This window comes from Kineosporia rhizophila, assembly GCF_021277265.1.
GTDB classification, from domain to species: Bacteria; Actinomycetota; Actinomycetes; order Actinomycetales; family Kineosporiaceae; genus Kineosporia; species Kineosporia rhizophila.
In genome coordinates, this window is record NZ_JAJSOH010000014.1 from 113,362 (window position 1) to 136,963 (window position 23,602).

Genomic DNA, 23,602 nt, shown 5'->3' on the forward strand with positions numbered 1-23,602 from the left:
GACTGACCAAACCGGCGCGGACCGACGTCCATAATTGGTGCTCTTAGGCCCGTTTGCCCAAGGCCTCGGACATCTGGCCCAGGACCTGCTCCAGTACCGCCGTACTCGTGGCGAAGTTGAGCCTGGTCCATGAGGGCAGGCCGCCGTAGTCCGGGCCCGGGCTCACGAAAACCTTGGCCTCGCGCCGGAAGAAGGCGGAGGCGCTCTCATCCAGACCCGCCTCGGTGCAGTCGAGCCAGGCCAGATACGTGGCGTCGGGCACCCGCAGGCTCACACCGGGCATACCCTTCACCGCAGCATCGAGCAGATCCCGCTGCCGCAGCAGGTGTTCCCGCACTCCGGCCAGCCAAGGGTCGCCCTGCTCCCAGGCCGCCCGGGTGGCTGCAACCCCGAGCACGTTGGTGACGCCGTGAATGTCGGGCGGCTGCTCATCCCACAGTTCCCGCACCCGCTGAGGGCCGACGTGGGCAACGGCCGCCCGCAGGCCCGCGATGTTGAAGGCCTTGGTGGCGGAGGTGAGCGTGACGGTGCGAGCGGCGATCTCGGGGCTCAGGCTGGCGAAAGGGATGTGCTGGTGCGGGTCGTGCACCAGGTCGGCGTGGATCTCGTCGCTGATCACCACCAGGTCGTGGCGCTCGGCCAGTTCGGCGATGCGCAGCAGCTCTTCCCGCCCGAACGCCGTGCCGGTGGGGTTGTGCGGATTCACCAGCAGCAGCACCTTGGCCCGCTGACTGCTGAGCTCGGCCTCCAGCCGGTCGAAGTCGTGCTTCCACTCGCCCTGGTCGAGCACGACCGGAAGCCGGACCGAAGTCCGCTTCATGGTGGCGACGGTGGCCCGGAACGGCGGATAGTTGGGCTCCTGGATGACGACGCCGTCGCCCGGCTCGGTGGTCAGGTCGAGCAGAATCTGGAGCCCGGCAAGCAGGTCGGTGATGCCGCGCACCGCAGAAGGATCCGGTTGCCAGCCGAAGCGGCGCTGCATGCGCGCGGCGAAAACCTCAGCCAGCGGATCCATTCGGGATGACCACGCCGGGTAGCCCAGGTCGCCACGATCCAGCACGTCGAGCACGCTCTGACGGATCACCGGAGCGACCGGGAAGTCCATGTCGGCGACCCAGGCGGGCAGCAGTTCGGGGTGCCGGCTCCATTTCACGCCCTGCTTGGCGCGAAGCCAGGTGAGCGGGGGTTCGAACGCCGGTACCGAGCTGCCCAGCAACGCGTCGCGCAGGCCCTCAAGCTGGCCGTGATGCTGAGCCAGCTCTTCGTACATGTGCAGCAGCACGCCGTCTTGACTGAGTTCGCGCGTGGGGCCGATGAAATCGGGGTTGGGTTTCACGGCCGGGGGAGCCCCGGGAACCAGGCGCTTGAGGTCGGCGTGGAACTGGGCCTGGGCCGTATCGAGCGCGGCCAGAAGAGCTTCTGCCGAACCGGTGGCCAGGAACTCGGCCTCCCGGTCACGGACGATCTCACGCTGGCCCACCAGCCGGCCGCACCAGTAGTTCATTACCCCGATCACGTGCGTGACCAGGCCGAACGGCGAATTGGCGGACGGGGTGGGGCGGCGGTTGACGTGCTCGTCACCGAGCTGCGTGATCACCGAGCGGATCCCGTCGAGGGCGCGGTCGACGAAGTGGGCGAAGTCGTCACCGGGGATCTCGAGCGTGGGGACGTCTGTGGGGCCTGCCATGGCTACCTCTTCTTCGGCTCCTGGTCTGGTTGGGCAGAGCCACTGTAACCGGTTAAGGTGGTTACATGTTTGTGTACGTCAGCAATCGGCTGAGCCTGGACCTGCTCGGCACCCTGAAGTGGCGGCGCGATGTGCCCGAGGAGCATCTGCGCACCCCGGCTGACCTGGCGCTTTGGAGTGCGGGGGCACCACTGGGCATCGCCGTCGAGACCGATCCGGCGGGCCTGGAGCGGGTGCGGGTGGTGCGCGAGATGCTGTACCGGGCGATCACCGCCACCCGGCGCGGAGACGAGTTGAACGCCGCTGAGGTAGCCGAGCTGAACGAGGTGGCCGCTGGCCCAGGGCTGCAGATGACGCTGGATCGACAGGGCAATGTGGCTCGGGGCGGCACGGTGGACCAGTTGCTCACCGCAGTCGTCCGGGACGCCTTCGAGCTCATTTCCGAACCGGCGCTGGCCAAGGTGAAAGACTGTGCGAATGATCGCTGCACCCGCTTGTACGTGGATGTCTCCCGGGCGGGCAACCGGCGCTGGTGCGGGATGGCCGAATGCGGGAATGTGGCGAAGGTAGCGGCCTTTCGCTCGCGCCAGAAAGTTTGAGCGGCCCGCCTCCGGGTAGAGGCGGACCGCTTTCTGATAACTCAGGGTGCGGCGAAGAAAACGTAATGCGCCTTGTAGGGCACGCTTTGGGTAGCGCCCTCGGTGCAGCTGCCCGTGGGAGCCAGTCCGCCCTTGGTCTTGAGACGCTGAATGTAGGTCACGTCGCCGAAAATGCCGTCGCCACGGGTCTTGGTGGTCTGGAGCAGCAATAGCGGAATGGCGTTCTTTCCCGGTGAGGATGCGGTCGACTTGGCCTCCACCAGGGATCCGTCGGTCACCGACTGCCAACTCGGCCCGCGGAAGTGAATCGCCTCGTTGCGCTTGTTCGTGGCCTTCGCCCGTCCGGTCAGCGTGGCCGCCGGCTCAACGAACGTCCAGGTGTCACCCGTGCACTGGTAAATCTGCACGCCAGCCGCCTTGAATCGGGCCACCTCACTGTTACCGGCCGGTGGAATCAGGTTCTCCGGCACCTTTGACTCAGAGCTTTTGGACGTCGGTGCCGCCTGGGTGGCCGAGGCGGTGGTCAGTGCGGTGGTCACGGCCAGACCGAGGACGGCGGAGGCGCGGAACGCCCGGTTGCTGAGGATGCGCGATGTGCTCATTGAGGTTTCCTCTCACTGGGACAGATCGATGATCAACCTATGAGACAAGGCTGCCTGACTGTTCAGTAACCGCCAAGGGTTCTGGAGACAGAAGGCTACTCGGCAGTGAAGTTGCATCGATCGGTGACGAAAACGGTTGCGGCTGTGCGTCAAGGGGGAGCGCACCATCCGTGCGCCCGATTGGGCAACGTACAGAAATGCCCTTTTAACCTCTTGATGAATGCTTATGATGTTGCCGTCCGAAGTGACCGGGGGGTTGGGTTCGGACGGGGTCGACGGCCACCGAGGGGGTGGGAGGGGGAACGGGCACGCCTCGTGCGTGCACGCTACGAAGACAGCTGCCTGAGACCGATCGATGGCCGGCTTCTTCGTCATTGGCGCCTGCCTTTCTTGTGGGCGGGTGCGGGGGAGTACCAGGCGTCGTGATGCCTGGACTGAACGACTCATGTGCTGACCGCTGTTCTGGTCGGCCGTCGATGCCGGGTGCCTCAGCTTCGGGCTGCCCGTTAAATGAGCTCGGCAATGCCGTTTGCTGACAACAGATTTCAGAGGGCCTCATGCAGGGCCTCACGAAAAGGGTTGTCAGCAAAGAACTTAGATCTGCACAAACTGCTGACACGGCGCGTACTGGCGGTTAGATTGAGGGCGCGTTGGCTCAGGTGCCGAAGTGACGAGTGGGGTTCTCGTCCCGCAGATCTCCTGATTTCTCCTCGGAAGTGTACGTATTCGGGTTCTGCCCGCTCTGGTGATGAAGAGCGGGACCATCACCTGCCAGCTCCGATCGCGGAGGGTGTACCGACATGAACGATCCAGACGACTCCCGCAGGCCACCGATGGGCATGGGTCCCGAACCGGTGCGAGTGCCGGTCGGCCGGCCGCGGCGTATCCCGGTGGGGGCGGAGGGGGCTGCTGATCACGGTGGCCCGGTTCCGGTCGGCGCTGGTCCGGGGGGACCGGCTGGGCCAGGCGGACCAGGGCCCGCGGGGCCGCCGATGCGGATGAACGGCCCGATGCGACCGCGTGAACGGGGGCCCGAAACTGGCAGTCAGGCAACGGAGTCCGAGGGGGAGACTCTGGGGCCGGGCCCGGAGAACGACGAGTTCCCGGTGACCGAAGGGCAGACCAGCTTCACCTTCCGCGACACGCTGGCCCTGGCCAGTTCGTCGCTGAAGCTGGTCTGGGCAGCCGGCCGGCGCGAGCTCGTGGTCATCCTGGTGATGGACGCGCTGCAGGCGATCGCCCTGTTCTTCGTCATCTTCCAGCTGCAGCGGCTGATCACCGAGCTGATCCTGGCCGACCGCAACGGCGACTCCTCCGCCCTGGCCATGAGCATCGGTCTGTTCGTCCTGGTCAACATGGTGGCGATCGCCGCCCAGACGGTGATCTCGAACCGCCGCCCGCTGCTCAGCGAGCGCACCGGGATGTATGTCAGCGGCGAGGTCATCCGGGTGGCGGGCACGGCCGAACTGGCCGACTTCGACGACTCGGCCTTCCACGACCGGCTGCAGCGGGCCGCGGCCAGTGCCGCCACCCGGCCGTCGATGCTGGTGCAGAGCCTGGTCATGATCCTGCAGGAAACCATTGCCCTGCTGGCCATCTGGATCGCCCTGGCGTTCGTGGCCCCGGTCGTGGCGGCGGCCCTGCTGGTGGTGGTCGTGCCGATCTGGATCGCCGGCGTGCGCGGCGGGGAAGAGTTCTTCGGCTTCATCACCCGGATCACCCACACCGACCGGGGCCGCAACTACCTCTTCGGCCTGCTCACCCAGCGCGAGCCGGCCAAGGAGATCCGCGCCCTCGACATCGGCGACTACCTCACCCAGCGCTGGCGGGTCTCGATGAACCGCCGGATCGACCTGCTGGCCGAGACCATGCGCAAGCGGATGCGGGCCTCGGTGCTGGGCTCGCTGGGCAGCAACGTGGTGATGGCGATCGCCGGTTCGGCCCTGGTGGCGATGAACCAGGCCGGCTACCTCACCCTTCCCGAGACGGCGACCGTGGCCGGGGCCCTGCTGATGTTCAGCCAGCGGCTGCTGCGCTCGGTCACCATGGCCAACGACTTCTTCGAGTCCGCGCCGCTGGTGCGCGACCTGAACGAGTTCCTGGCGCTGGAGCCCTCGCTGGTGCGGGTGCGCTCCGGGCAGGCCTACGCCGGTCAGTTCGACCAGATCGAGATCGACGGCGCCTCGTTCCGCTACTTCGGTTCCGGCAAGGACGCCCTGGAGGCGGTGAGCCTGTCGATCCGGGCCGGCGAGGTGGTGGCCCTGGTGGGTGAGAACGGCTCGGGCAAGACCACTCTGGCCAAGATGCTGGCCGGACTGTACGCGCCCACCAGCGGTCAGATCCGGGTGGACGGGGTGGACCTGGCCGCGATGGACACGGCCACCTGGCGGGCCCGGGTGGCGGTGCTCTTCCAGGACTTCATCCGCTACGCCCTGCCGGCGGGGGAGAACATCCACGTCGGCGATGTGAGCCGCGAACCGCTGGTGGCCGACATCCGCGAGGCGGCCCGCGCGGCCGGGGCCGACGGGTTCCTGGCCAGCCTGCCCGACGGCTACCGCACCATCCTGTCGCCGCAGTTCAGCCGCGGGCAGGACCTGTCGCTGGGGCAGTGGCAGCGGGTCGCCCTGGCCCGGGCCTTCTTCCGCGACGCGCCCCTGGTCATCCTCGACGAGCCCACCGCCTCGCTCGACGCCCGGGCCGAGCGGGCGCTGTTCGACAGCATCCGCGACCTGTACGTGGACCGCACCGTGCTGCTGATCTCGCACCGGTTCGCCACCGTGCGCTCGGCCGACCGGATCGTGGTGCTGAAAGACGGGCGGATCGTGGAGCACGGCTCGCACACCGACCTGATGGCCTCGAACGGGCTGTATGCCGAACTGTTCTCGATCCAGGCGGCCGGGTTCCTCGACGCGGACGAGCAGGAGGAGCCGGACGAGTTCACCGCGGCCGCGGCCGCGGCGGCTCCGGCTCCGGTCGGTGGGCCGGTCGGTGGGGGAGTGCTGACTGCGGGAGCTGGGCCGGCTGGGGGGCCGTGGGCTGTGGAAGCAGGAGGCCCCCGGATGGCCGCGGCTGGTGGTGCGCGGCCTGGTGGGGCAGGGGGTGCGGGCCCGGTGGAGGCCGGTGGTCCGTGGCCGGTGGAGCCGGGGGGAGCGCGGCTGGGGGAGCCGGGTGGGCCGCGGCGGCGGGAGCGGAGAGGTGGGGCCGGTGAGCTCGGGTAGGGCGGGCAGTCGGTCGCACTCGATGCACCTGATCCGGCAAGGGCGGGCTCGGCGCAGCGGAGAGAGTGCAGGGCCGGTGGTGCTGCTCGTGCCCGGGTCCGACGGCAATCCGGCGGTGTTCGTGCGGCTTGCCGGTCTGGTTCCGGCTGGGCCTGCAGTGTTCGCCTTCCAGTCCCGAGGGCTGGAGCCGGGGGAGCAGACGCTCAGCACAGTTGAGCAGATCGCGGCCGCCTACCTGGAAGAGGCTGTGCGTACCCGGCCGCACGGGCCCTACGTGCTGGGCGGTTGGTCGATGGGGGCCTACGTGGCCCTGGAGATGGCCCGCCAAGCAGACGAGGCCGGCTTGGACGTGGCGGGGCTGCACCTGATCGCCCCGGCCGTGCCGGTGCGGGGTGGGTACTGGGCCCGCCGGAAGGCCCGGCGGGAACTGCGGGCGCGGCTGCGGGACACCCAGGCTCAGCTCGAGCAGGCGCAGGCCGCCGACCCGGCGGCGCTGCAGAAGATGCCGCTGTGGGACCTGGCCGACGACCCGCTCGACGAACCCGCCGAGCGGCCGGCCGACCAGTTGCGCCGCGATCTGGTCAACCTGGCCAACCTCGCTGCCGGAGCCCACTACCGGCCGCGCCGGGCCTGGAAGGGCCGCACGGTGCTCTACCTCCCGCAGGAAGATCCGGCCGACGTGCAGGAGCAGACCCTTTCCTTCTGGTCGCGGGTGGTGCCGCCGGGGCCGCAGGTCGTGGCCCTGAACTGCGAGCACCACCACGCCGTCTACGGGGCGGCGGCCCAGACCGTCGCCGCGTCCCTGGGTCCCCGACCCGACCGCACGACCAACCCGTACCAGACCGCGAACGGTGAGGAAGGCGTCCTCAAATGACTGCTGCAACCGACCTTCTGAAACAACTCGAGGCCGGCGGGGTGCACCTCTACCTGGCCGAGGGCAGGCTGCGGGCCCTGGCCTCGAAAGAGGCCCTCACCCCGGGCGTGCGCGAGCAGATCGCCGGCCACCGCGACGAGCTGATGGCGTTGCTGCGCGACGGGGGCCTGGACGAGGGGCCGCAGGCCTCGGTGATCGAGCCCGCCGACCGGAGTCAGGTGCTTCCCTTGTCGTTCGCCCAGCAGCGCCTGTGGTTCCTCTGGCAGCTCGACCCCACCTCGGTGGAGTACAACCTGCCGATCCCGATCAAGTGGGACGAGGAGTTCGACCTCACGGCGATGACGTCGGCCCTGACCGCCCTGGTGGAGCGGCACGAGGTGCTGCGCACCCGGCTGGTCGACGGCCCGGACGACACCCCCTGCCAGGTGATCGACCCGCCCGCACCCTTCGAGCTGCCGGTGCGCGACGTCTCCGGTGCGGCCGACCCGGAGGTCGAGATCCAGGCCGCGCTGCGCCGCGAGATGACCACGCCTTTCGACCTTTCCACCGGGCCGGTGATCCGGGCCGAGCTGCTACGGGTCACCGACACTCAGCACGTGCTGGTGCTCTGCCTGCACCACGTGGCCTTCGACGAGTGGTCGGCCCGCATCCTGCAGCGCGAGATCAATGAGCTGTACCAGGCCTTCCGCGACCACCGGCCGGCCCGGCTGCCCGTACTGCCGGTGCAGTACGCCGACTTCGCGGCCTGGCAGCGGCAGTGGCTCAGCGGCGAGGTGCTGGACGAGCAGCTGGAGTACTGGCGCAAGCGGCTGGCCGGCGCCCCGGTGCTGGAACTGCCCACCGACCGGCCCCGCCCGCCGGTGCGCTCCACCCAGGGCCGCTCCCTGGAGTTCGAGGTGCCGGCCGAGGTCACCGCACGGCTGCAGGCCCTGGCCCGCACCAGCGGCGCCTCGATGTTCATGACCCTGTTCTCGGCCTTCGCGGTGCTGCTGAGCCGCTACAGCGGGCAGACCGACGTGATGGTGGGCACCCCGATCGCCAACCGCAACCGGGCCGAGACCGAGGGCCTGATCGGCTTCTTCGTGAACACCCTGGTGCTGCGCGCCGACCTGGACGGCAACCCCTCGTTCACCGAGCTGCTGGGCCGGGTGCGGGAGACCGCCCTGGAGGCCTACGCCCACCAGGACCTGCCGTTCGAGCACCTGGTCGACGCGCTGGAGACCACCCGGGACCGCTCCCGTACGCCGCTGTTCCAGGTCATCTTCAGCTACGCCTACGCCCAGCCGGGCGGTGACGGTCCGGCCGACGGGGGTGCACCGCCCGCGCCGGAAGACAGCACCGTGCCGGTCAAGTTCGACCTGGCCCTGTCGGTCGGGGAGACCAACGACGGCACCCTGCGCGCCGGTATCGCCTACGCCACCAGCCTGTTCGACGCCGACCGGATGGAACGGCTGGTCGAGCACCTGAAGGTGCTGCTGGCCGGGATCGCGGCCGACCCGGACCGGCCGGTGGCCCAGTTGCCGATCCTGAGTGCCCCTGAACGGGCCGACCTGGCCCGTTGGAGTGTCGGTGAGGGGCCGGTACCGGCCGTGACCGGCGTCCATGAATTGATCACTGCACGGGCCCTGGTGGCTCCGACCGCGGTGGCGATCCGTTGCGGGGACGAGGTTCTCACCTACGCCGACCTGGAGGAGCAGGCCACCCGGCGGGCCCGGCACCTGCGCTCGCTCGGGGTGGGGCCGGAGAGCCTGGTCGGGCTCTGCCTGCCGCGCAGCGCGCAGATGGTGGTCTCGATGGTGGCGGTGTGGAAGGCCGGGGGCGCCTACGTGCCGCTCGACCCGAACTACCCCTCCGACCGGCTGGCCTTCATGCTCGAGGACAGCCGGGCCGAGGTGCTGCTGGCCACCACCGAGGGCCTGAGCCGGCTCAGCGCCGAGCTGATCCCGCCGGGCTGCCAGATCGTCCTGCTCGACGACGAACCGCGCTCTTCCGACGAGGGGGAACTGCCCGGCTGCGTGTCGGGAGACCAGGCCGCCTACGTCATCTACACCTCCGGATCGACCGGCCGGCCGAAGGGCGTGCAGATCGCCCACGGGGCCGTGGTGAACATGGCCCTGGCCCTGCGTGACGTGCTGGGCGCGGGGGAGGGCGTCACCGCGTTGCAGTTCGCCTCGTTCAGCTTCGACGCGGCCGTGCTCGACGTGGCGGTGGTGCTCACCGCCGGTGGCACCCTGGCCATCGCCACCGACCCGGAGCGCGGTGAACCCGAGGCGCTGGCCGCACTGATCGAGCGGCACCAGGTCGACGTGGCCAGCGTGGTGCCCTCGCTGCTGGCCGTGCTCGACCAGCCCGCCGTCTCCCGCGTGCGCAACTGGGTGGTGGGGGCCGAGCGCCTCACCGCCGACCGGGCCCGGCCCTGGACCAACGGCTCGCAGCTGTGGAACACCTACGGCCCCACCGAGACCACGGTGATCGCGACCGCCGGGCTGCTCCCGCCCACTCAGGCCGGTGCCGCGCACCCGCCGATCGGCAGCCCGATCGGCAACATCCAGGTGCGCCTGCTCGACCGGGCCCTGCAGCCGGTGCCGGTCGGGGTGGAGGGGGAGGTCTACATCGGCGGCGCCGGGGTGGCCCGCGGCTACATCGGACGCTCGGCCCTGACCTCGGAGAAGTTCATCGCCGATCCGGTGGCGGGGGACGGCTCCCGGCTCTACCGCTCCGGAGACACCGCCCGCTGGCGCCCGGACGGCCTGCTGGAGTTCGTCGGCCGCATCGACCACCAGGTCAAGGTGCGCGGCTTCCGGATCGAGCCGGGCGAGATCGAGAAGGTGCTCGCCACCCACCCGGCGGTCGCCACCGCGGTGGTGATCGCCGACGGTCAGGAAGAAGACCGGCGGTTGGTGGCCTACGCGGTGCCGGCCAGCGAGGACGCCCTGCCCCCGGTGGAGGAGCTGCGCCAGCACATCCGCCAGCAACTGCCCGAGTACATGGTGCCGGCCGTGTTCGTGCCGATCCCCGAGCTGCCGCTGGGCCCCAACGGCAAGCTCGACCGGGCCGCCCTGCCCGCCCCCGACAGCGCCCGGCTGGCCCCGGTCACGGTCTACCAGGCGCCCCGCGACGGCACCGAAGAACTGCTGGCCAGCATCTGGGCCGGGCTGCTGAACGTGGAACGGGTCGGGGTGGCCGACAACTTCTTCGACCTGGGCGGGCACTCGCTGCTGGCCACCCAGGTGATGTCCCGGGTGCGCTCGACCTTCGACATCGAGATCCCGCTCGCGGCGCTGTTCGACCGGCCGACCGTGGCCGGGCTGGCCGAGGCGGTGCGCGAGGCCCTGGCCGCCGCCGACGGCGCCGAGCTCGAAGGGTTCGACCTGTGAGCTGGCCGGTTCATCCCGCACTGGGCGATCCGGTGATGGACACGATGAACTTCCTGAACGAGATCGCGGCCCGCTACCCGGCGGCGATCTCGTTCGCCCCCGGCCGCCCGTACGACGGCTTCTTCGACGTGGAGCAGATCTTCGGGCATCTGCGCGGCTACCTCGATCACCTGGCCGCCGGCCTGAACCCGGCTCAGGTGCGGGACGCCCTGTTCCAGTACGGCCCGACGGCCGGGCGCATCCAGGGCCTGATCGCCGAGGCACTGCGTCAGGACGAGGGGTTCGACGTTCCGGACGAGTCGATCGTGGTCACGGTCGGCGCGCAGGAAGCGATGCTGCTCACCGTGCGGGCACTGTTCTCGCGGCCGGAAGACGTGTTGCTGGTCTGCAGCCCCTGCTACGTGGGCGTCGTCGGCGTGGCGCGGCTTCTCGGGGTCACCGTACGCGCTGTGCCCGAACGTGAGAACGGTCTGGACGCGGGCGATCTGGAACTGGCCATCAAGGCCGAGAAGGCGCTGGGCAACAACCCCCGCGCGGTCTACGTGATCCCCGACCACTCCAACCCGTCCGGCAACACGCTAGGTCTGGAAACCCGTGAGCAGGTGCTCCAGATCGCCCACCGCGAGCAGGTTCTGGTGCTGGAAGACAGCCCGTACCGCTGGGCCGGGCCGAGTGAGCCGGTTCCGTCGCTCAAACGGCTCGACCAGCACCGGCAGGTCGTTCAGCTGGGCTCGTTCTCCAAGACGGTGTTCCCCGGAGCCCGGGTGGGCTACGTGGTGGCCGATCAGGAGGTGGCCGGCGGAGGGCTGCTGGCTGCCGAACTGGCCAAGGTCAAGAGCATGGTCACGGTGAACACGCCTCCGCTGAGCCAGGCCGTGGTGGCCGGGGCGCTGCTGTCCGGCGGTGGGGGAGTACGCGACCTCACCGCGCAGACCCGCCGGCACTACCAGCGGGCCATGCAGCTCACGCTGGATCAGTTGGAGCTGCGCCTGGCTGGTCTCCCGGTGCGCTGGAACCGCCCCAGCGGCGGATTCTTCCTCAGCCTTCAGGTCCCCTTCCCGGCCGACGATCGCGAACTGATCAGCTGCGCCGAGGAGTTCGGGGTGCTCTGGACGCCCATGCGTTACTTCCATCCGGATTCCGGCGGTGAGCACGGGATCCGGCTCTCGATCAGCTGTCTCAGCGACGAGGAGATCGTCACCGGGGTCTCCCGGCTGGCCGTCTACCTCACGTCCAGGTGTTCGGCTACTTCCCGGCAGTGAAAGGAATCCGTCATGAAGTTCGACAGCCGCCCGACGCACCGTAAGCGCATGTGGGGGTGGACGTACCGATGAGCGCCGTCCTCGAGACCCCGGTAACCCGCGCCACCGTCTTCGACACCGACCCCTTCTCCGACCTGCGCCCCCGGATCCTCTCGATCGGCCTGGCCACCCCGCCGTACTCCTACACCCAGGCCGAGATGATCGACGCCCTGGGCATCACCGACCCCAAGATCCGCTCCATCTTCCTGAACAGCGCGATCGAGCGCCGGAACCTGGTGCTGCCGCCGGTCGGGCCGGCCGGCGGCCTGAAGATCGAGAGCCAGGGCGACCTGCTGGACAAGCACAAGCGCGCGGCCCTCGAGTTCGGCGCCCAGGCGCTGCGCCGCTGCCTCGACCAGATCGGCCTCGAACCGGCGGATCTCGGGCACCTGTGCTGCGTCACCTCCACCGGTTTCCTCACCCCGGGTCTGAGCGCGCACCTGATCAAAGAGGTGGGCATCGGCCGCCACTGCAGCCGCAGCGACATCGTCGGCATGGGCTGCAACGCCGGGCTGAACGCGCTGGGCGTGGTCTCCGGCTGGGCCCAGGCGCACCCGGGGCAGGTGGCGGTGGTGCTCTGCATCGAGAACTGCTCGGCCGCCTACGCCTACGACGCCACCATGCGCACGGCCGTGGTGAACAGCCTGTTCGGGGACGGCGCGGCGGCCGTCGCGATCGGTGCGCGCGAGGCCGGTGCCGACGACATCGGGCCGATGGACGCGCCGGTCGAGGGCCCGCGGATCCTCAAGTTCGCGAGTTGCCTGGTTCCCGAGGCGATCGACGCGATGCGCTACGACTGGGACCGGGGGTTGGACCGGTTCAGCTTCTACCTCGACCCGCAGATCCCCTACGTGGTGGGCGCGCACGCCGAACTGGTGGTCGACCGGCTGCTGGCCGACACCGGGCTCTACCGCAGCGACATCAAGCACTGGCTGGTGCACTCGGGCGGCAAGAAGGTGATCGACGCGGTGATGGTGAACCTCGGCCTGAGCCGCTACGACCTGCGCCACACCAGCGGGGTGCTGCGCGACCACGGCAACGTCTCCAGCGGCTCGTTCCTGTTCTCCTACCAGCGCCTGGCGCAGGAGAACGCCGGTCAGCCGGGGGATTACGGCGTGATGATGACGATGGGGCCGGGATCGACGCTGGAAACAGCTCTCCTGCGCTGGTAAGGGGGAACCGACATGGGGGTACCAGAAATGACCACAGAGACAGTTGTCAGGTTGCGCATCGACGGCGCCGCTTCGCCTGGCCCCGACGCGCTGCGGGCCGTCGAGGCGGCCTGCCAGCAGGCCGAGGCCACGCCCGGCACACCGATCGTGGTGGAGGTGTCGGGCACGCCGCACGAAGACTGGCTGGGCGGCCTGGACGTCACTGCGGTGTCGCGGTGGGAGCGCGCACTGCGCCGCCTGGAGTCGTCGGTGGCGGTCACGCTGGCCGTGGCCACCGGTGAGTGCGGGGGCATCGCGCTCGATGCGCTGCTGGTCACCGACTACCGCATCGCCTCGGCCGAGGTGGCGTTGTGCGTGCCGGTCGGCCCGCAGGGGCCCTGGCCGGGGATGGCCGCGTACCGGCTGGCCGCTCAGGCCGGAGCCGGGCCGGTGCGCTCAGCGGTGCTTTTCGGTACTCCGATCCCGGCGGCGCGAGCACTCACCCTGGGCCTGCTCGACGAGGTGCACCCCGACCCGGAAGGCGCGGTTCCCGATGCGCTTTCGAGGATCACGGGGTTCGGCGGCGAGATCAAGGTGCGGCGCCAGCTGATGTTCAACGCCCGCACCGTGGGGTACGACGAGGCTCTGGGATCGCACCTGGCCGCCTGCGATCGGGTTCTTCGGCCGCGGGTGACCCGGTGAGCCTGGACACTCAGACGTTCTGCGAGCCGGCCGGCCTGGTGGCCGGCCGGCTTCGTCTGCGGGACACACCCATAGGTTGGGCAGGACGAGATTTTCGAGCATGTTTTGCCCGCAGTTTCGTCGAGCCCGTCTATGAAGAACTCACACAGGGGTACGTCCGCAGCCTTCGCCTGGACGAACTGCTGTTCGAGGCCTCCCAGGTGTTCCCCGGCCTGGTTCCCGATGCCTCCAGCCACGCGGCCGACCCGGCCGGCGCCGAGCTGGACCAGGCCATCTTCCTGCGTGAAGTGCTGCGCTCGCCCCGGGCCGGTCGGCATCTTCTTCGCTCCCTGCAGGCCCCCAGCCCGCGAGCCCTGATGTTGCAGCAAGAGTTCGAGAACAATGGACGGGTCGAGCTGGCATCGGTGACATTGGAACGTCGCGATGGGGTCGGGTATCTGACGTTCTCGGCCGGCGATCGGCTGAATGCCGAGGACGAGCAGCAGGTGGTGGATTTCGAGACGGCTGTGGACCTGGTGCTGCTCGACGACCAGATCCGCGTCGGGGTGCTGCGCGGCGGCGTGATGACGCATCCCCGCTACCAGGGCCGCCGCGTGTTCAGTGCCGGGATCAACTTGAAGGCGCTCAATGCCGGGCGGATCACTCTGGCCGGGTTCCTACTCCGCCGCGAGCTGGGCCCGCTGCGCAAGCTGATGGCAGGTCTGCAGCTGGGCGGTGTGACCCGTGAAAAGCCCTGGATCGCAGCGGTCGACGGCTTCGCGATCGGCGGTGGCATGCAGATCCTGCTCACCGTCGACCACGTGATTGCCGAGTCCGGCGCCTACGCCAGCCTGCCCGCGGCCAAGGAGGGCATCGTGCCCGGGGTGGCAGCTTTGCGGCTGCCCAAGGTCGGTGGCCCGCGTCTCGCCCGGCAGGTCATTCTGGCCGGTCGCCGCATCGAGGCTACCGAGCCGGCCGCTGCGGTCATCTTTGACGAGGTGGTCGAGCCGTCGGCGATGGACGAGGCGATCGCCCGGGCGGTGAGCCGTCTGGCGGCGCCCGCGGTGGTGGCCAACCGGCGCATGCTGGGGCTGGCGATCGAGCCGGAAGACGAGTTCCGCCTGTTCATGGCCGAGTTCGCCTACGAGCAGGCCCAGCGGATCCACGCGCCCGACGTGCTGGCCAAGGTGGGCCGGTTCGCCGGGAAGGGAAGCAAAGAAGGGCCGGGTGATGGGGATGGCTGAGACGGCCGCGGCCGGGATGGCCGGGATGGCCGGGATGGCCGGGATGGCCGGGATGGCCGGAGTGGTCGGAGTGACTGAGGTGACTGAGGTGGCCAGAGTGACCGAGATGGCTCATGTGGCCGGGGTGACCGCAATGACTGGGGTGGTTGGGGTAGCCCCGGTGGCTGATGTGGGCAACCGGGTCGAGGCAGCCAATCCGGTTGAGGTGACCAACCCGGGCCAGGTGGCGGAACCGGCTGAGCCGGTCGGAGTGGCCAATTCAGTCACGTTGGCAGGGGTGGTCAAACTGGCTGGGGCGGAACCGGCTCCGGCGCCAGACGAGAAGTGGGGCCGGCAACCGGGCGAGAAGAGGGGGCCGGGGCTGGACGAGAAGCGGGGGCTGGGGCGCGACGAGAAGCGGGGGCGGGGGCTGGACGAGGGGAGGGGGCCGGGGCTGGAAGTGGAGCCGAGCACCGTGCGGTACGAAAAGCGGGGGGCGGTGGCCTGGGTCACGTTGAATCGGCCGCGGGTGCTGAACGCGATGAACCTGCAGATGCACGCCGAGCTGGCCCGGGTCTGGGACTGCGCCGAGGCGGACGACGAGGTCCGCGTCGTGGTGCTGACCGGTGCCGGCGAGCGCGCTTTCAGCGTGGGGCAGGACCTGACCGAGCGGGCGCGGCTGACGCGGGAGGGGGCGGGGCCGAGCAGTTTCGGTAGCCGCGGTCTGCCGGGGTGGCCTCGGCTGACCGAGCGCTTCGGGTTCACCAAGCCGGTGTTGGCCCGGGTGCAGGGTTACGCGCTGGGCGGGGGTTTCGAGTTGGCGCTGGCCTGCGACATCGTGGTGGCTTCAGAAACCGCCCAGTTCGGCCTGCCTGAAGTAAGGCTGGGGCTGGTGCCGGGGGCGGGCGGGGTGTTTCGGCTCGCCCGGCAGGCGCCGCTGAAGGCTGCGATGGGCCAACTGCTCACCGGGCGCCGGATGGATGCGTTCACCGCCGCCCGGTACGGCCTGGTCAACGAGGTGGTCGCCGCCGACCGGCTGGACGCCTGCGTGGACGGGTGGCTGGCCGATCTGCTGGAGGCCTCGCCCTTGGCTGCGCAGGCGGTGAAGGAGGCTGCGTTGCAGTCTCTGGATCTGCCGCTGGAGCAGGCCTTCCGCACTCGGTTCAGCGCGGAGGAACGGCGGCTGGCCTCGGACGAGCCGGCCGAGGGGGTGGCTGCTTTCGTGCAGAAGCGACCGCCCCGCTGGAGTGCCCGCCTCGCCGGGCCCTCATCACCGGAAGCACACCAAGGAGGAGAACACCGATGACCGCACTTCTCGACGATCCCGAAGGCACGTTCTGCGCACTGGTGAACGAGGAGGGGCAGTACTCCCTCTGGCCGGCCAGCGTGCCGGTGCCGGGCGGCTGGCAGGTCGCCTTCGGTGCGGCCGGGCGTCAGGCCTGCCTGGACCACATCGAGCGGAACTGGACCGATCTGCGTCCTCGCAGTCTGGTCTGGCAGTTGGCCCGAGCCGGGTACGCGACCAGTGGCACCCCGGAGATCGAGGTGGCCACCGCGTCCTGAGTTCTGCATGACTCCCTCTCCGCAGTGGCGGTGCCCGACGAACAGTTCGGGCACCGCCACTTTCGCGTTTCAGACCGTGCGCAGAGCCTCGGTGGGCGACAGACGGGCCGCCCGCATGGCCGGCAACAGGCCGGAGACCGCGCCGATCAGGATGGCCGCGATGATGCCCCCGGCCCAGGCCTGTACCGGCACCACCACCGTCCAGTCTTTCGCCTCGGCGTAGACCACGGTGGCGAGCACCCCGGCCAGTTCGCCGACCAGACCGCCGAGCAGAGAGAGCATCACGGCCTCGGACAGGAACTGGGTGCGGATCTGCCCGGTGGTGGCGCCCAGGGCCCGGCGCAGCCCGATCTCGGACCGGCGTTCCAGCACCGAGATCACCATGATGTTGGCAACTCCCACCGCGCCGACCACCAGCGCCACGGCCCCCAGCCCGAGGAACAGGCTGTTGAAGGCCCCCGCGGCAGCGGCTCGCGCGGTGAGCGTGTCGGAGGGCTGGCTCACGTCGACCTCGTTGGGCGAACCCGGATTGGCCGTGCGAGCCAGCAGATCCTGTACCGAGCCGACCTGGTCGGTGTCGGTGCGCACGAAAATCGTGGTGGGCGGCCCGTGCGTGGACTCCCCGGCGACCAGGCTGGTGTGGTTCAGGTACTTCTGCGCGGCCGGGAAGCCGATCAGGGCACTGGCGTCGATGTCGGACGAGAGGGTTGCGGGTTCGAGAATGCCGGCCACGTAGAACCACTGACCGCCCAGCCAGATCCGCTGCCCCTCGTAGACCCGGCTGATGCCCAGGCGCTCGGCCGCCACCGAGCCCAGCACCACCACCGGCTCGTTCTGCGTGGCCTCGTTCAACCAGGCGCCCTGGGCAACGGAAGTGGCCACCACCGGCAGCAGATTCAGGCTGGTCGCCTGCACCCGCAGCGCATTGGTGTTCACCTCCGGGATCAGCGGACTGCGGTAGACCTTCGCAGTGCCCACTTCGCCGACCTCGGCGACCTGCTCCACCCCGTCCAGCCGGCCGATCATCGCGGGGGCGGTGATCGGCAACTGTGCGTCTTCCCCGCTGAACGACTGCCCCGTGCCCACGGTGAGCAGATTCGTGCCCAGTTTGTCGATCTCGGCCAGCAGCCCGGCCTGAGAAGACGACGAAAGTCCCAGCACGGCAACGATCGAGGCCACCCCGATCGCGATGCCCAAGGCCGAGAGGCCGGCCCGGGTGGGCCGCGCGCGGATGCCGACCGCGGCCACCCGGGCCGCGTCGCGCAGCGAAAGCCGCGCCGGAACCAGAGTCTCCGCCCCGGTGGCGACGCTCATGAGACACCCCCGGCACTGTCGTCCATGATTTGACCGTCGAGAACCCTGACCTGACGAGGCAGATCGGCGGCCAGCCCGGAGTCGTGGGTGATCACCACGATCGTGGCCCCGGTGGCGTTCAGTTCGTGCAGCAGACGCACGATCGAGGCGCTGGTGGCGCTGTCCAGGTTGCCGGTCGGCTCGTCGGCCAGCACGATCGCCGGCCGCCCGACCAGAGCCCGGGCAATGGCCACCCGCTGGCGCTCACCGCCGGACATCTTGCCCGGCCGGAACCCGGCCCGGTGCTCCAGCCCGACCTGCGCCAGCGCCTCGGCGGCCCGTTCGCGCCGCCCCCGCAGCGGCACGCCCGCGTAAAGCAGGCCGTCGGCGACATTGTCGAGCGCGGTGGAGTGCTCGGCCAGGAAGAACTGCTGGAACACGAACCCGATGTGATGGGCGCGCAGGGCCCCCATCCGCCGGTCGTCCAGGCTGGCCACGTCGATGCCGTTGATCCGCACCACGCCGCTCGTGGGGCGGTCCAGCGTGCCCATGACCTGCAGCAACGTGCTCTTGCCGGAGCCCGAGGGGCCGACGATGGCCAGCAGTTCACCGCGGTTGACGGTCAGGTCGACGCCGCGCAGGGCGTGCACCGGGGGCTGCGACCCGTAGGTCTTGACCACGTTGGCCAGTTCCAGCACCACCGGCCGACTCGGGTCCAGAGCCGGATCGGGACGGGGGGCGAGCGTGGTTCCGGTCATGTCCGCGGCACCACCACTCGGTCGCCGGCCGCCAGCGAACCGGTCACCTGCACGACCCCGTTGGCGTTGTCGAACAGACCGACCTTCACCGGCACCGTCTCGTGCCGTCCGGCCTGGTCGACCCGCTCGACCGCATAACCGCCCCCGGCATGCCCGAGCAACGCGGTCACCGGCACCGACAATGCCTTCTCGACGCCGTCGGAGGTGATGAACACCTGTACCGGCGCCTCGTCGAGCGTGCCCGCGTCTTTCGGTTCGTCGAGGGTGACATACACCGGGACCGTCGCCGAGGCGTCCTCTTCCTGCTCCGAGGACGACTGCGCGACCGTGCCGATCCGGCTGACCTTGCCGGTGGTGGTGCGGTTGTTGGGCAGCACGATCTGCGCCTTGTCGCCGACCTTGACGGCAGCCTGCTGGCTGGCGCTCAGAGGCACGGTGACCTCGCGCTCGGTGGTGGTCGCGGACAGCACAGGGGCGCCCGGACCGGCCCTCGCCCCCAGTTCGGCCAGCGTCTTGCTGACCCGCAGCGGGCCGTCGAGGAAGAGTGCGTCACCGAGGCGAAGTTCGCCGGTCTCTTCGGCGTTGACCTCGTCCTGCAGCTCTTCCAGGGCCTCGTGAGTCTCCCAGCTGAACGTACGCGACTCCGGGTCCAGGTCGTCCTTGTCCGCGTACCCCAGCTCGACCAGGTTGCGGTTGAGCTGCCGTACGTCCCAGCCCTTGTCGCCGATCTGCAGGTCGCGGTAGGCCGGGGCGTCGGCGCAGAGCAGGATCACGGGCTTCGACTCCACGCGGTACAGCTCTTCGCCGCACTCCACCGTGTCGCCGGCCTGGGGTAGGCGCGTGTACACGCCCGACGCCTGGTTCAGTGCCCGTAGATCAGAACCGTCGGCGGCGGCCGCGTAGGACAGGGTGCCGCCCTGGTTGATCTGGCTGCGCACCGCCCCTTCCTTGACGGTGGCCAGATTGACGTCGGAGCTGGTGGTGCTGGGCGCAGCTTCGGCTTCTTCGCCCCACGGATCAGCAATGGCCAGCGCCGCAGCTCCCGCGCACACCACCACCAGAACGCCGGCCACGACGGCGAGCCGGCGGCGGTTGCGGGGTGGTGGGCTTTCAACAATGTACGGGGTGCTCGCCTCGGTCGGGTCCGGAGCCGAGGCGGTGGTCGCCTGGGTAACCGATGGGCCGGTCGGCTGCGTGATCGGCTTGGTGGCCTCGGCGACGTCGGGATCGGGCATACGTGCACTCATCTGATTCCCCCTCCTAGGACGACCGCTCAGGCCCCGCCCGGCGCCTGCGGGCCGCCGGGGCCACCCTCCTGCTGGCACTTCTCGTCGGCCGCGAGGAACTGCGGTGACTCCGGGTCGACGCCCTCGTTCGGGTTCAGCAGCAGACGGCCGTCGGGCTGCGGGTCGGGGAAGTTCGGCACGCCGTTCTCACGCATGCAGCTGACGTAGGCCAGCAGGTTCTCCTGTGCCTGCCCGTCCGGGCCGCCACCCTGCTGGATGCCGGGGGGCTCCTTGTCCTTGCAGGCCTGCTGCGCGGCCTGGAACGAGGAACTCTCCGGGTCCATGTCGCTGCCCTGCCGGCCGCGGATCTGCAGCCGCCCGTTCTCCGGGTCGGGGAAGCTGGGCACCCCGTTCTCGCGCATGCACTGGGAATAGGCCACCAGAGCGGCGTTCGCGTCCTCGGCCGAGTCCGGCTGGGCGTCGCTGCTCTGGGCCCCCGCCACCGTGCTGTCGGAGTCGCCCGAGTCGCCCCCGCAGGCGGCCGTGCCCAGCCCCAGCGTGACGGCGGTGGCCAGGACGAAGATCATCCTGGGAAGACGGTTGCGGTAGTGCTTCATGACGTCGGGCCCCCCGGCTCGGAGTGGTTGTGCTGACCGTGGTCCGGTCCAGCGGGTTCATTTCTAGCGAGGAGGCGGTCACAGCACGGTCCGCCCGGTTGTGACCCGGGTGTGACCGGAACCCTGCGATCGTCGTCGGGATTCGGGGGCCTCTGTCATCCTGGGAAGGTCCGTGCGTGGGGGAGGGACAAGGGGGACGCTGTGCGTGTGCTCGTCGTCGAGGACCAGGCCGAGCTGGCCAATTCGGTGGCCCGGGTGCTGCGCCGCGAGGGGATGGCGGTGGATGTCAGCCTGAACGGGCAGGAGGCGCTGGAGCGCACCGTCGAGGTGGAGTACGACGTGGTGGTGCTCGACCGCGACCTGCCGCTGGTGCACGGTGACGAGGTGTGCCGCACGCTGATCGCCCGGGAGCAGGCCACGCGGGTGCTCATGCTGACCGCCTCGGCCACCATCGACGACCGGGTCGACGGCCTGAGCCTGGGCGCCGACGACTACCTGCCCAAGCCCTTCGCCTACGCCGAGCTGATCGCCCGGGTGCGCGCCCTGGGCCGGCGTACCCAGCCCGCGCTGCCGCCCGTGCTGGTGCACGACGACGTGCGGCTCGACTCGGGCCGGCGCACCGCCACCCGGGCCGGCAGCCGGCTGCCGCTCAGCCCGAAGGAGTTCGCGGTGCTGGAGTTCCTGCTCGCGGCCCAGGGCCGGGTGGTCTCGGCCGAGGAACTGCTCGAGCGGGTCTGGGACGAGGCCGCCGACCCGTTCACCACCACGGTCAAGTCCACGGTCAACCGGTTGCGCACCAAACTCGGCAGCCCGCCGCTGATCGAGACCGTGCCGCACGGCGGGTACCGGATCTGATCATGAGCCAGTTCAGGAACCGGCTGCGAAGTCTGGCCCGGCGGCGTCCCAGCCGTATCCGCCTGCGGCTGACCCTGCTCTACGGCGGGCTCTTCGCCGTTCTCGGGGTCGCGCTGCTGGTGATCACCTACGTCCTGGTCAGCAATGCGCCCACAGAGCAGTACATCTCGACCAGTGCGGCCCGGGTCCCGATCCCCGAAGGCGGTGAGGCCCCCGCGCCCAGCGCCTCTGAGATGCCCGGTCCCGAAGCTCTGCCGCCCGGCCGGTTACCGGATGCGCTGGAGCACCAGCGGGCCGACTGGATGCACTCGCTGCTGGTGCGCTCGGCCGTGGCGCTGAGCATCATGGTGGTGCTCTCGCTGGTGCTGGGCTGGCTGCTGGCCGGCCGGATCCTGCGCCCGATCCGCTCGATGACGTCGGTGATCCAGCGGATTTCGGCCTCCAACGTGCACGAGCGCCTGGCCTCCACCGGTCCGCGCGACGAGATCCGCGACCTCTCCGACACCGTAGACGGTCTGCTGATGCGGCTGGAGACGGCGCTGCAGGCGCACAAACGCTTCGTCGCCAATGCTGCGCACGAGATGCGCACCCCGCTCACCCTCGAACACGCGCTGCTCGAAGAGACGCTGATCGATCACGAGGCCGGGCTGGAGGCGTACCGGGCCACGTTCCAGCAGGTGCTGCAGATCAGCCGGCAGCAGGGCCAGTTGCTGGAGTCGCTGCTCACCCTGGCCGGCAGCGAGCGCGGGCTCGACCGGCGCGATCCGGTCGACCTGGCCCAGGTCTGCGAACAGGTGCTGGCCACCTACCGTTCCGGGTTCGAGCGCCGGGGGTTGGAGGTGCGTGCCGACATCGCCCCGGCCGTCACCACCGGGCACGCCGGCCTGCTCGAATGCCTGGCGGTGAACCTGGTGGACAACGCGATGAGCTACAACCAGCCCGGCGGCTGGGTCAGCGTGGCCACCTCCAGCGCCCCGGCCGACCAGGGCCACACCGAGTCGGCCGACAGTGCGATCGGCATCGGCACCGGCACCGTCGGCGCAGCGGGCCGGGCGGTCCTGCGCGTGGCCAACTCCGGTCCGCCCGTCCCGGCCGACCAGGTGGACCGGCTGTTCGAACCCTTCCACCGGCTCAACCGTTCCGACACCGGCCAGGGCGGCCACCACGGCCTGGGCCTGTCCATCATCTCGGCCATCGTCAGCGCCCACGGCGGCCGGGTGCGCGCCGAGGCCCGGCCCGAAGGTGGCCTGCTGGTGGAGGTCTCGCTCGAGGCCGCTAATCCGCCCGCCGCACAACCGCGCGCCGCGCCCGGGCAACGGGCACCGGCGGGCGCGTAGCGTGCCTAGGGCCTGTCCTGTGGATCAGCGCCGTAGCGAGGAGGTGCCCGGTGACGGCCTGGGCGTGCCCGGTGGGCGCCCTCGTAGTGGTTCTACGTGGGCGCCCGCCGGGTGCGTCCAGGCTGCCCACCGGGTGCCCCGCAGTAGGCGAGTGATCCGCAGGACAGGACCTGGAGGTCAGGAACGGCGGAGCTTGCCGATCACGGCCTTGTACTTGGCCGCGGCCTTGCGGTTCTTGGTGGCCGAGATGGCGCACCCGCAGTAGGCCGAGCTCTCGTTGAACACCGACACGAACCGGATCGAGCCCGGGTCGGACTTCTGCCTCTGCGCCAGCCACGTGTAGGTCGCGTCGAAGAACCGGGGGTTGTCGCCGCCCGAGGCGCCGGCCTGGCCGGTGCCCGACGAGACGCTGAACTCGGCCAGGGCGAAGGGCAGGCCGCGGTCACGGGCGAAGTCGTACCAGTAGTTCCAGCCGTACTTCTTGGTGAAGTGACTGTCGATGTTGGCCTTGCTGGTGAAGGGCGCCCACCAGTCGTAGGCGTCCAGGGCGATGATGTCGACCTTGCCCTTCACGTACAGGCTCTCGACCTTGGCCACGGTGCCGTTCTGGGCCGGCCCCTCGTTCGGGTTGAACACGATCTGCAGCCGGGGAGCGGTGGAACGCAGCAGCGTCACGGCCCGGGAGAACTGCTTACGCCACTTCTGGGCATTCGTGGCGTGCGAGAAGCAGCAGTTCATCTCCCAGCCCAGGCGCACCAGGCCGTCCGGGTCGACTGCGGCGATCTTGCGGCCCAGGTCCTTCCAGTTCTGGTCGGTGCCGGCCCGGCCGTCGTCGGTCCACAGCGGCACCGACAGGATGAAGTCGTCGCGCCGGGCCCGGAACGACGACGGGACGGAGCCGGCCCACCAGTCGTTCAGTTGCTCGTTCCAGTTGGTGCGGGTGGTGTAGGCGGTGATGTTGTCCACCGGGGCGCCCCGCCACCGGGCGAACGACTGCGCCTGGGCGGCCGAGTGCTCGAAGAACCCGCCGTCGCTCCACGGCATCCCCGACGCGTACTTCGGGCTCGCGGCCTGCGCCGGGGTGATGCCGGCGGCGACGAGGGCCACCGTGGCCACGGCGGCGGCCATGAACCGGCGGGCGCGTCTCATCAGGTCTCCTGTCTTGGGCTGCTTCAGACCAGTTCGGAGAGACTTCCGCCCAACTCGCGCGTAGCTGAGGCGAGTTCACCCAAATGCGCCG

At 70.0% G+C, this 23,602-nt stretch carries 19 protein-coding genes; 12 read left to right on the forward strand and 7 right to left on the reverse strand.

Translation table 11 applies throughout. The features are described 5' to 3' along the window. Positions 1–43: 43 nt before the first annotated feature. Positions 44–1,687, reverse strand: coding sequence for an aminotransferase class I/II-fold pyridoxal phosphate-dependent enzyme (locus LWF15_RS20225; RefSeq protein WP_232812431.1), 1,644 nt, complete (start codon positions 1,685–1,687; stop codon positions 44–46). Between the two features lie 65 nt (positions 1,688–1,752). Here LWF15_RS20225 and LWF15_RS20230 point away from each other — a divergent pair, with 65 nt between their 5' ends. After that, positions 1,753–2,286: a CGNR zinc finger domain-containing protein gene (locus LWF15_RS20230; protein WP_232812432.1), complete on the forward strand. Its 534-nt coding sequence runs from the start codon at positions 1,753–1,755 to the stop codon at positions 2,284–2,286. Positions 2,287–2,327: 41 nt separating this feature from the next. Here the strand turns inward: LWF15_RS20230 and LWF15_RS20235 are convergent, their stop codons facing one another. Beyond that, entirely contained in the window at positions 2,328–2,888 is a 561-nt protein-coding gene (locus tag LWF15_RS20235; protein WP_232812433.1) for a DUF3455 domain-containing protein, read from the reverse strand. 1,010 nt (positions 2,889–3,898) lie between these two features. Here LWF15_RS20235 and LWF15_RS20240 point away from each other — a divergent pair. The 9 genes from LWF15_RS20240 (at position 3,899) to LWF15_RS20280 (ending at position 16,276) form a co-directional block, all read left to right on the forward strand. Continuing rightward, positions 3,899–6,106, forward strand: coding sequence for an ABC transporter ATP-binding protein (locus LWF15_RS20240; RefSeq protein ID WP_232812434.1), 2,208 nt, complete (start codon positions 3,899–3,901; stop codon positions 6,104–6,106). Continuing rightward, entirely contained in the window at positions 6,093–6,980 is an 888-nt protein-coding gene (locus tag LWF15_RS20245) for an alpha/beta fold hydrolase (protein ID WP_232812435.1), read from the forward strand. Before LWF15_RS20240 ends, LWF15_RS20245 begins: the two co-directional genes overlap by 14 nt. Continuing rightward, positions 6,977–10,357, forward strand: a complete 3,381-nt coding sequence (locus tag LWF15_RS20250; protein ID WP_232812436.1) for a non-ribosomal peptide synthetase — start codon at positions 6,977–6,979, stop codon at positions 10,355–10,357. The genes LWF15_RS20245 and LWF15_RS20250 overlap by 4 nt, the downstream gene beginning before the upstream one ends. Beyond that, positions 10,354–11,619, forward strand: a complete 1,266-nt coding sequence (locus tag LWF15_RS20255) for an aminotransferase-like domain-containing protein (RefSeq protein WP_232812437.1) — start codon at positions 10,354–10,356, stop codon at positions 11,617–11,619. The genes LWF15_RS20250 and LWF15_RS20255 overlap by 4 nt, the downstream gene beginning before the upstream one ends. Positions 11,620–11,687: 68 nt before the next feature. After that, positions 11,688–12,830: a 3,5-dihydroxyphenylacetyl-CoA synthase DpgA gene (gene dpgA / locus LWF15_RS20260; protein WP_232812438.1), complete on the forward strand. Its 1,143-nt coding sequence runs from the start codon at positions 11,688–11,690 to the stop codon at positions 12,828–12,830. A 27-nt stretch (positions 12,831–12,857) separates the two neighbouring features. Further along, positions 12,858–13,511 carry an enoyl-CoA-hydratase DpgB gene (gene dpgB / locus LWF15_RS20265; protein WP_232812439.1) on the forward strand — a complete coding sequence of 218 codons (654 nt, stop codon included), beginning with the start codon at positions 12,858–12,860 and terminating at the stop codon, positions 13,509–13,511. Beyond that, positions 13,508–14,734: an enoyl-CoA hydratase/isomerase family protein gene (locus tag LWF15_RS20270; protein ID WP_232812440.1), complete on the forward strand. Its 1,227-nt coding sequence runs from the start codon at positions 13,508–13,510 to the stop codon at positions 14,732–14,734. The genes dpgB and LWF15_RS20270 overlap by 4 nt, the downstream gene beginning before the upstream one ends. 439 nt (positions 14,735–15,173) lie before the next feature. After that, the gene (dpgD, locus tag LWF15_RS20275; protein WP_408623660.1) at positions 15,174–16,019 is read left to right on the forward strand and encodes an enoyl-CoA-hydratase DpgD; all 846 of its coding nucleotides are present in this window, start codon (positions 15,174–15,176) and stop codon (positions 16,017–16,019) included. Further along, complete coding sequence (locus LWF15_RS20280; protein WP_232812442.1) at positions 16,016–16,276, forward strand: MbtH family protein; 261 nt, start codon at positions 16,016–16,018, stop codon at positions 16,274–16,276. Before dpgD ends, LWF15_RS20280 begins: the two co-directional genes overlap by 4 nt. Positions 16,277–16,345: 69 nt before the next feature. Here LWF15_RS20280 and LWF15_RS20285 read toward each other — a convergent pair whose 3' ends face one another. Genes LWF15_RS20285 through LWF15_RS20300 form a run of 4 tightly spaced genes read right to left on the reverse strand, consistent with a single transcriptional unit; the run spans position 16,346 to position 20,170 of the window. Next, the gene (locus tag LWF15_RS20285) at positions 16,346–17,590 is read right to left on the reverse strand and encodes an ABC transporter permease (RefSeq protein ID WP_232812443.1); all 1,245 of its coding nucleotides are present in this window, start codon (positions 17,588–17,590) and stop codon (positions 16,346–16,348) included. After that, complete coding sequence (locus LWF15_RS20290; protein ID WP_232812444.1) at positions 17,587–18,327, reverse strand: ABC transporter ATP-binding protein; 741 nt, start codon at positions 18,325–18,327, stop codon at positions 17,587–17,589. Before LWF15_RS20290 ends, LWF15_RS20285 begins: the two co-directional genes overlap by 4 nt. After that, positions 18,324–19,574 carry an efflux RND transporter periplasmic adaptor subunit gene (locus tag LWF15_RS20295; RefSeq protein WP_232812445.1) on the reverse strand — a complete coding sequence of 417 codons (1,251 nt, stop codon included), beginning with the start codon at positions 19,572–19,574 and terminating at the stop codon, positions 18,324–18,326. The genes LWF15_RS20290 and LWF15_RS20295 overlap by 4 nt, the downstream gene beginning before the upstream one ends. A gap of 26 nt (positions 19,575–19,600) precedes the next feature. Further along, positions 19,601–20,170, reverse strand: coding sequence for a hypothetical protein (locus LWF15_RS20300; RefSeq protein WP_232812446.1), 570 nt, complete (start codon positions 20,168–20,170; stop codon positions 19,601–19,603). A 201-nt stretch (positions 20,171–20,371) separates the two neighbouring features. Between LWF15_RS20300 and LWF15_RS20305 the strand changes: the two genes are divergently transcribed. Then, positions 20,372–21,025, forward strand: coding sequence for a response regulator transcription factor (locus LWF15_RS20305; RefSeq protein WP_232812447.1), 654 nt, complete (start codon positions 20,372–20,374; stop codon positions 21,023–21,025). 2 nt (positions 21,026–21,027) lie between these two features. Next, positions 21,028–22,362 carry a sensor histidine kinase gene (locus LWF15_RS20310; RefSeq protein ID WP_232812448.1) on the forward strand — a complete coding sequence of 445 codons (1,335 nt, stop codon included), beginning with the start codon at positions 21,028–21,030 and terminating at the stop codon, positions 22,360–22,362. Positions 22,363–22,539: 177 nt separating this feature from the next. Here the strand turns inward: LWF15_RS20310 and LWF15_RS20315 are convergent, their stop codons facing one another. Beyond that, entirely contained in the window at positions 22,540–23,511 is a 972-nt protein-coding gene (locus LWF15_RS20315) for a glycoside hydrolase family 26 protein (protein ID WP_232812449.1), read from the reverse strand. Between the last annotated feature and the right edge of the window lie 91 nt (positions 23,512–23,602).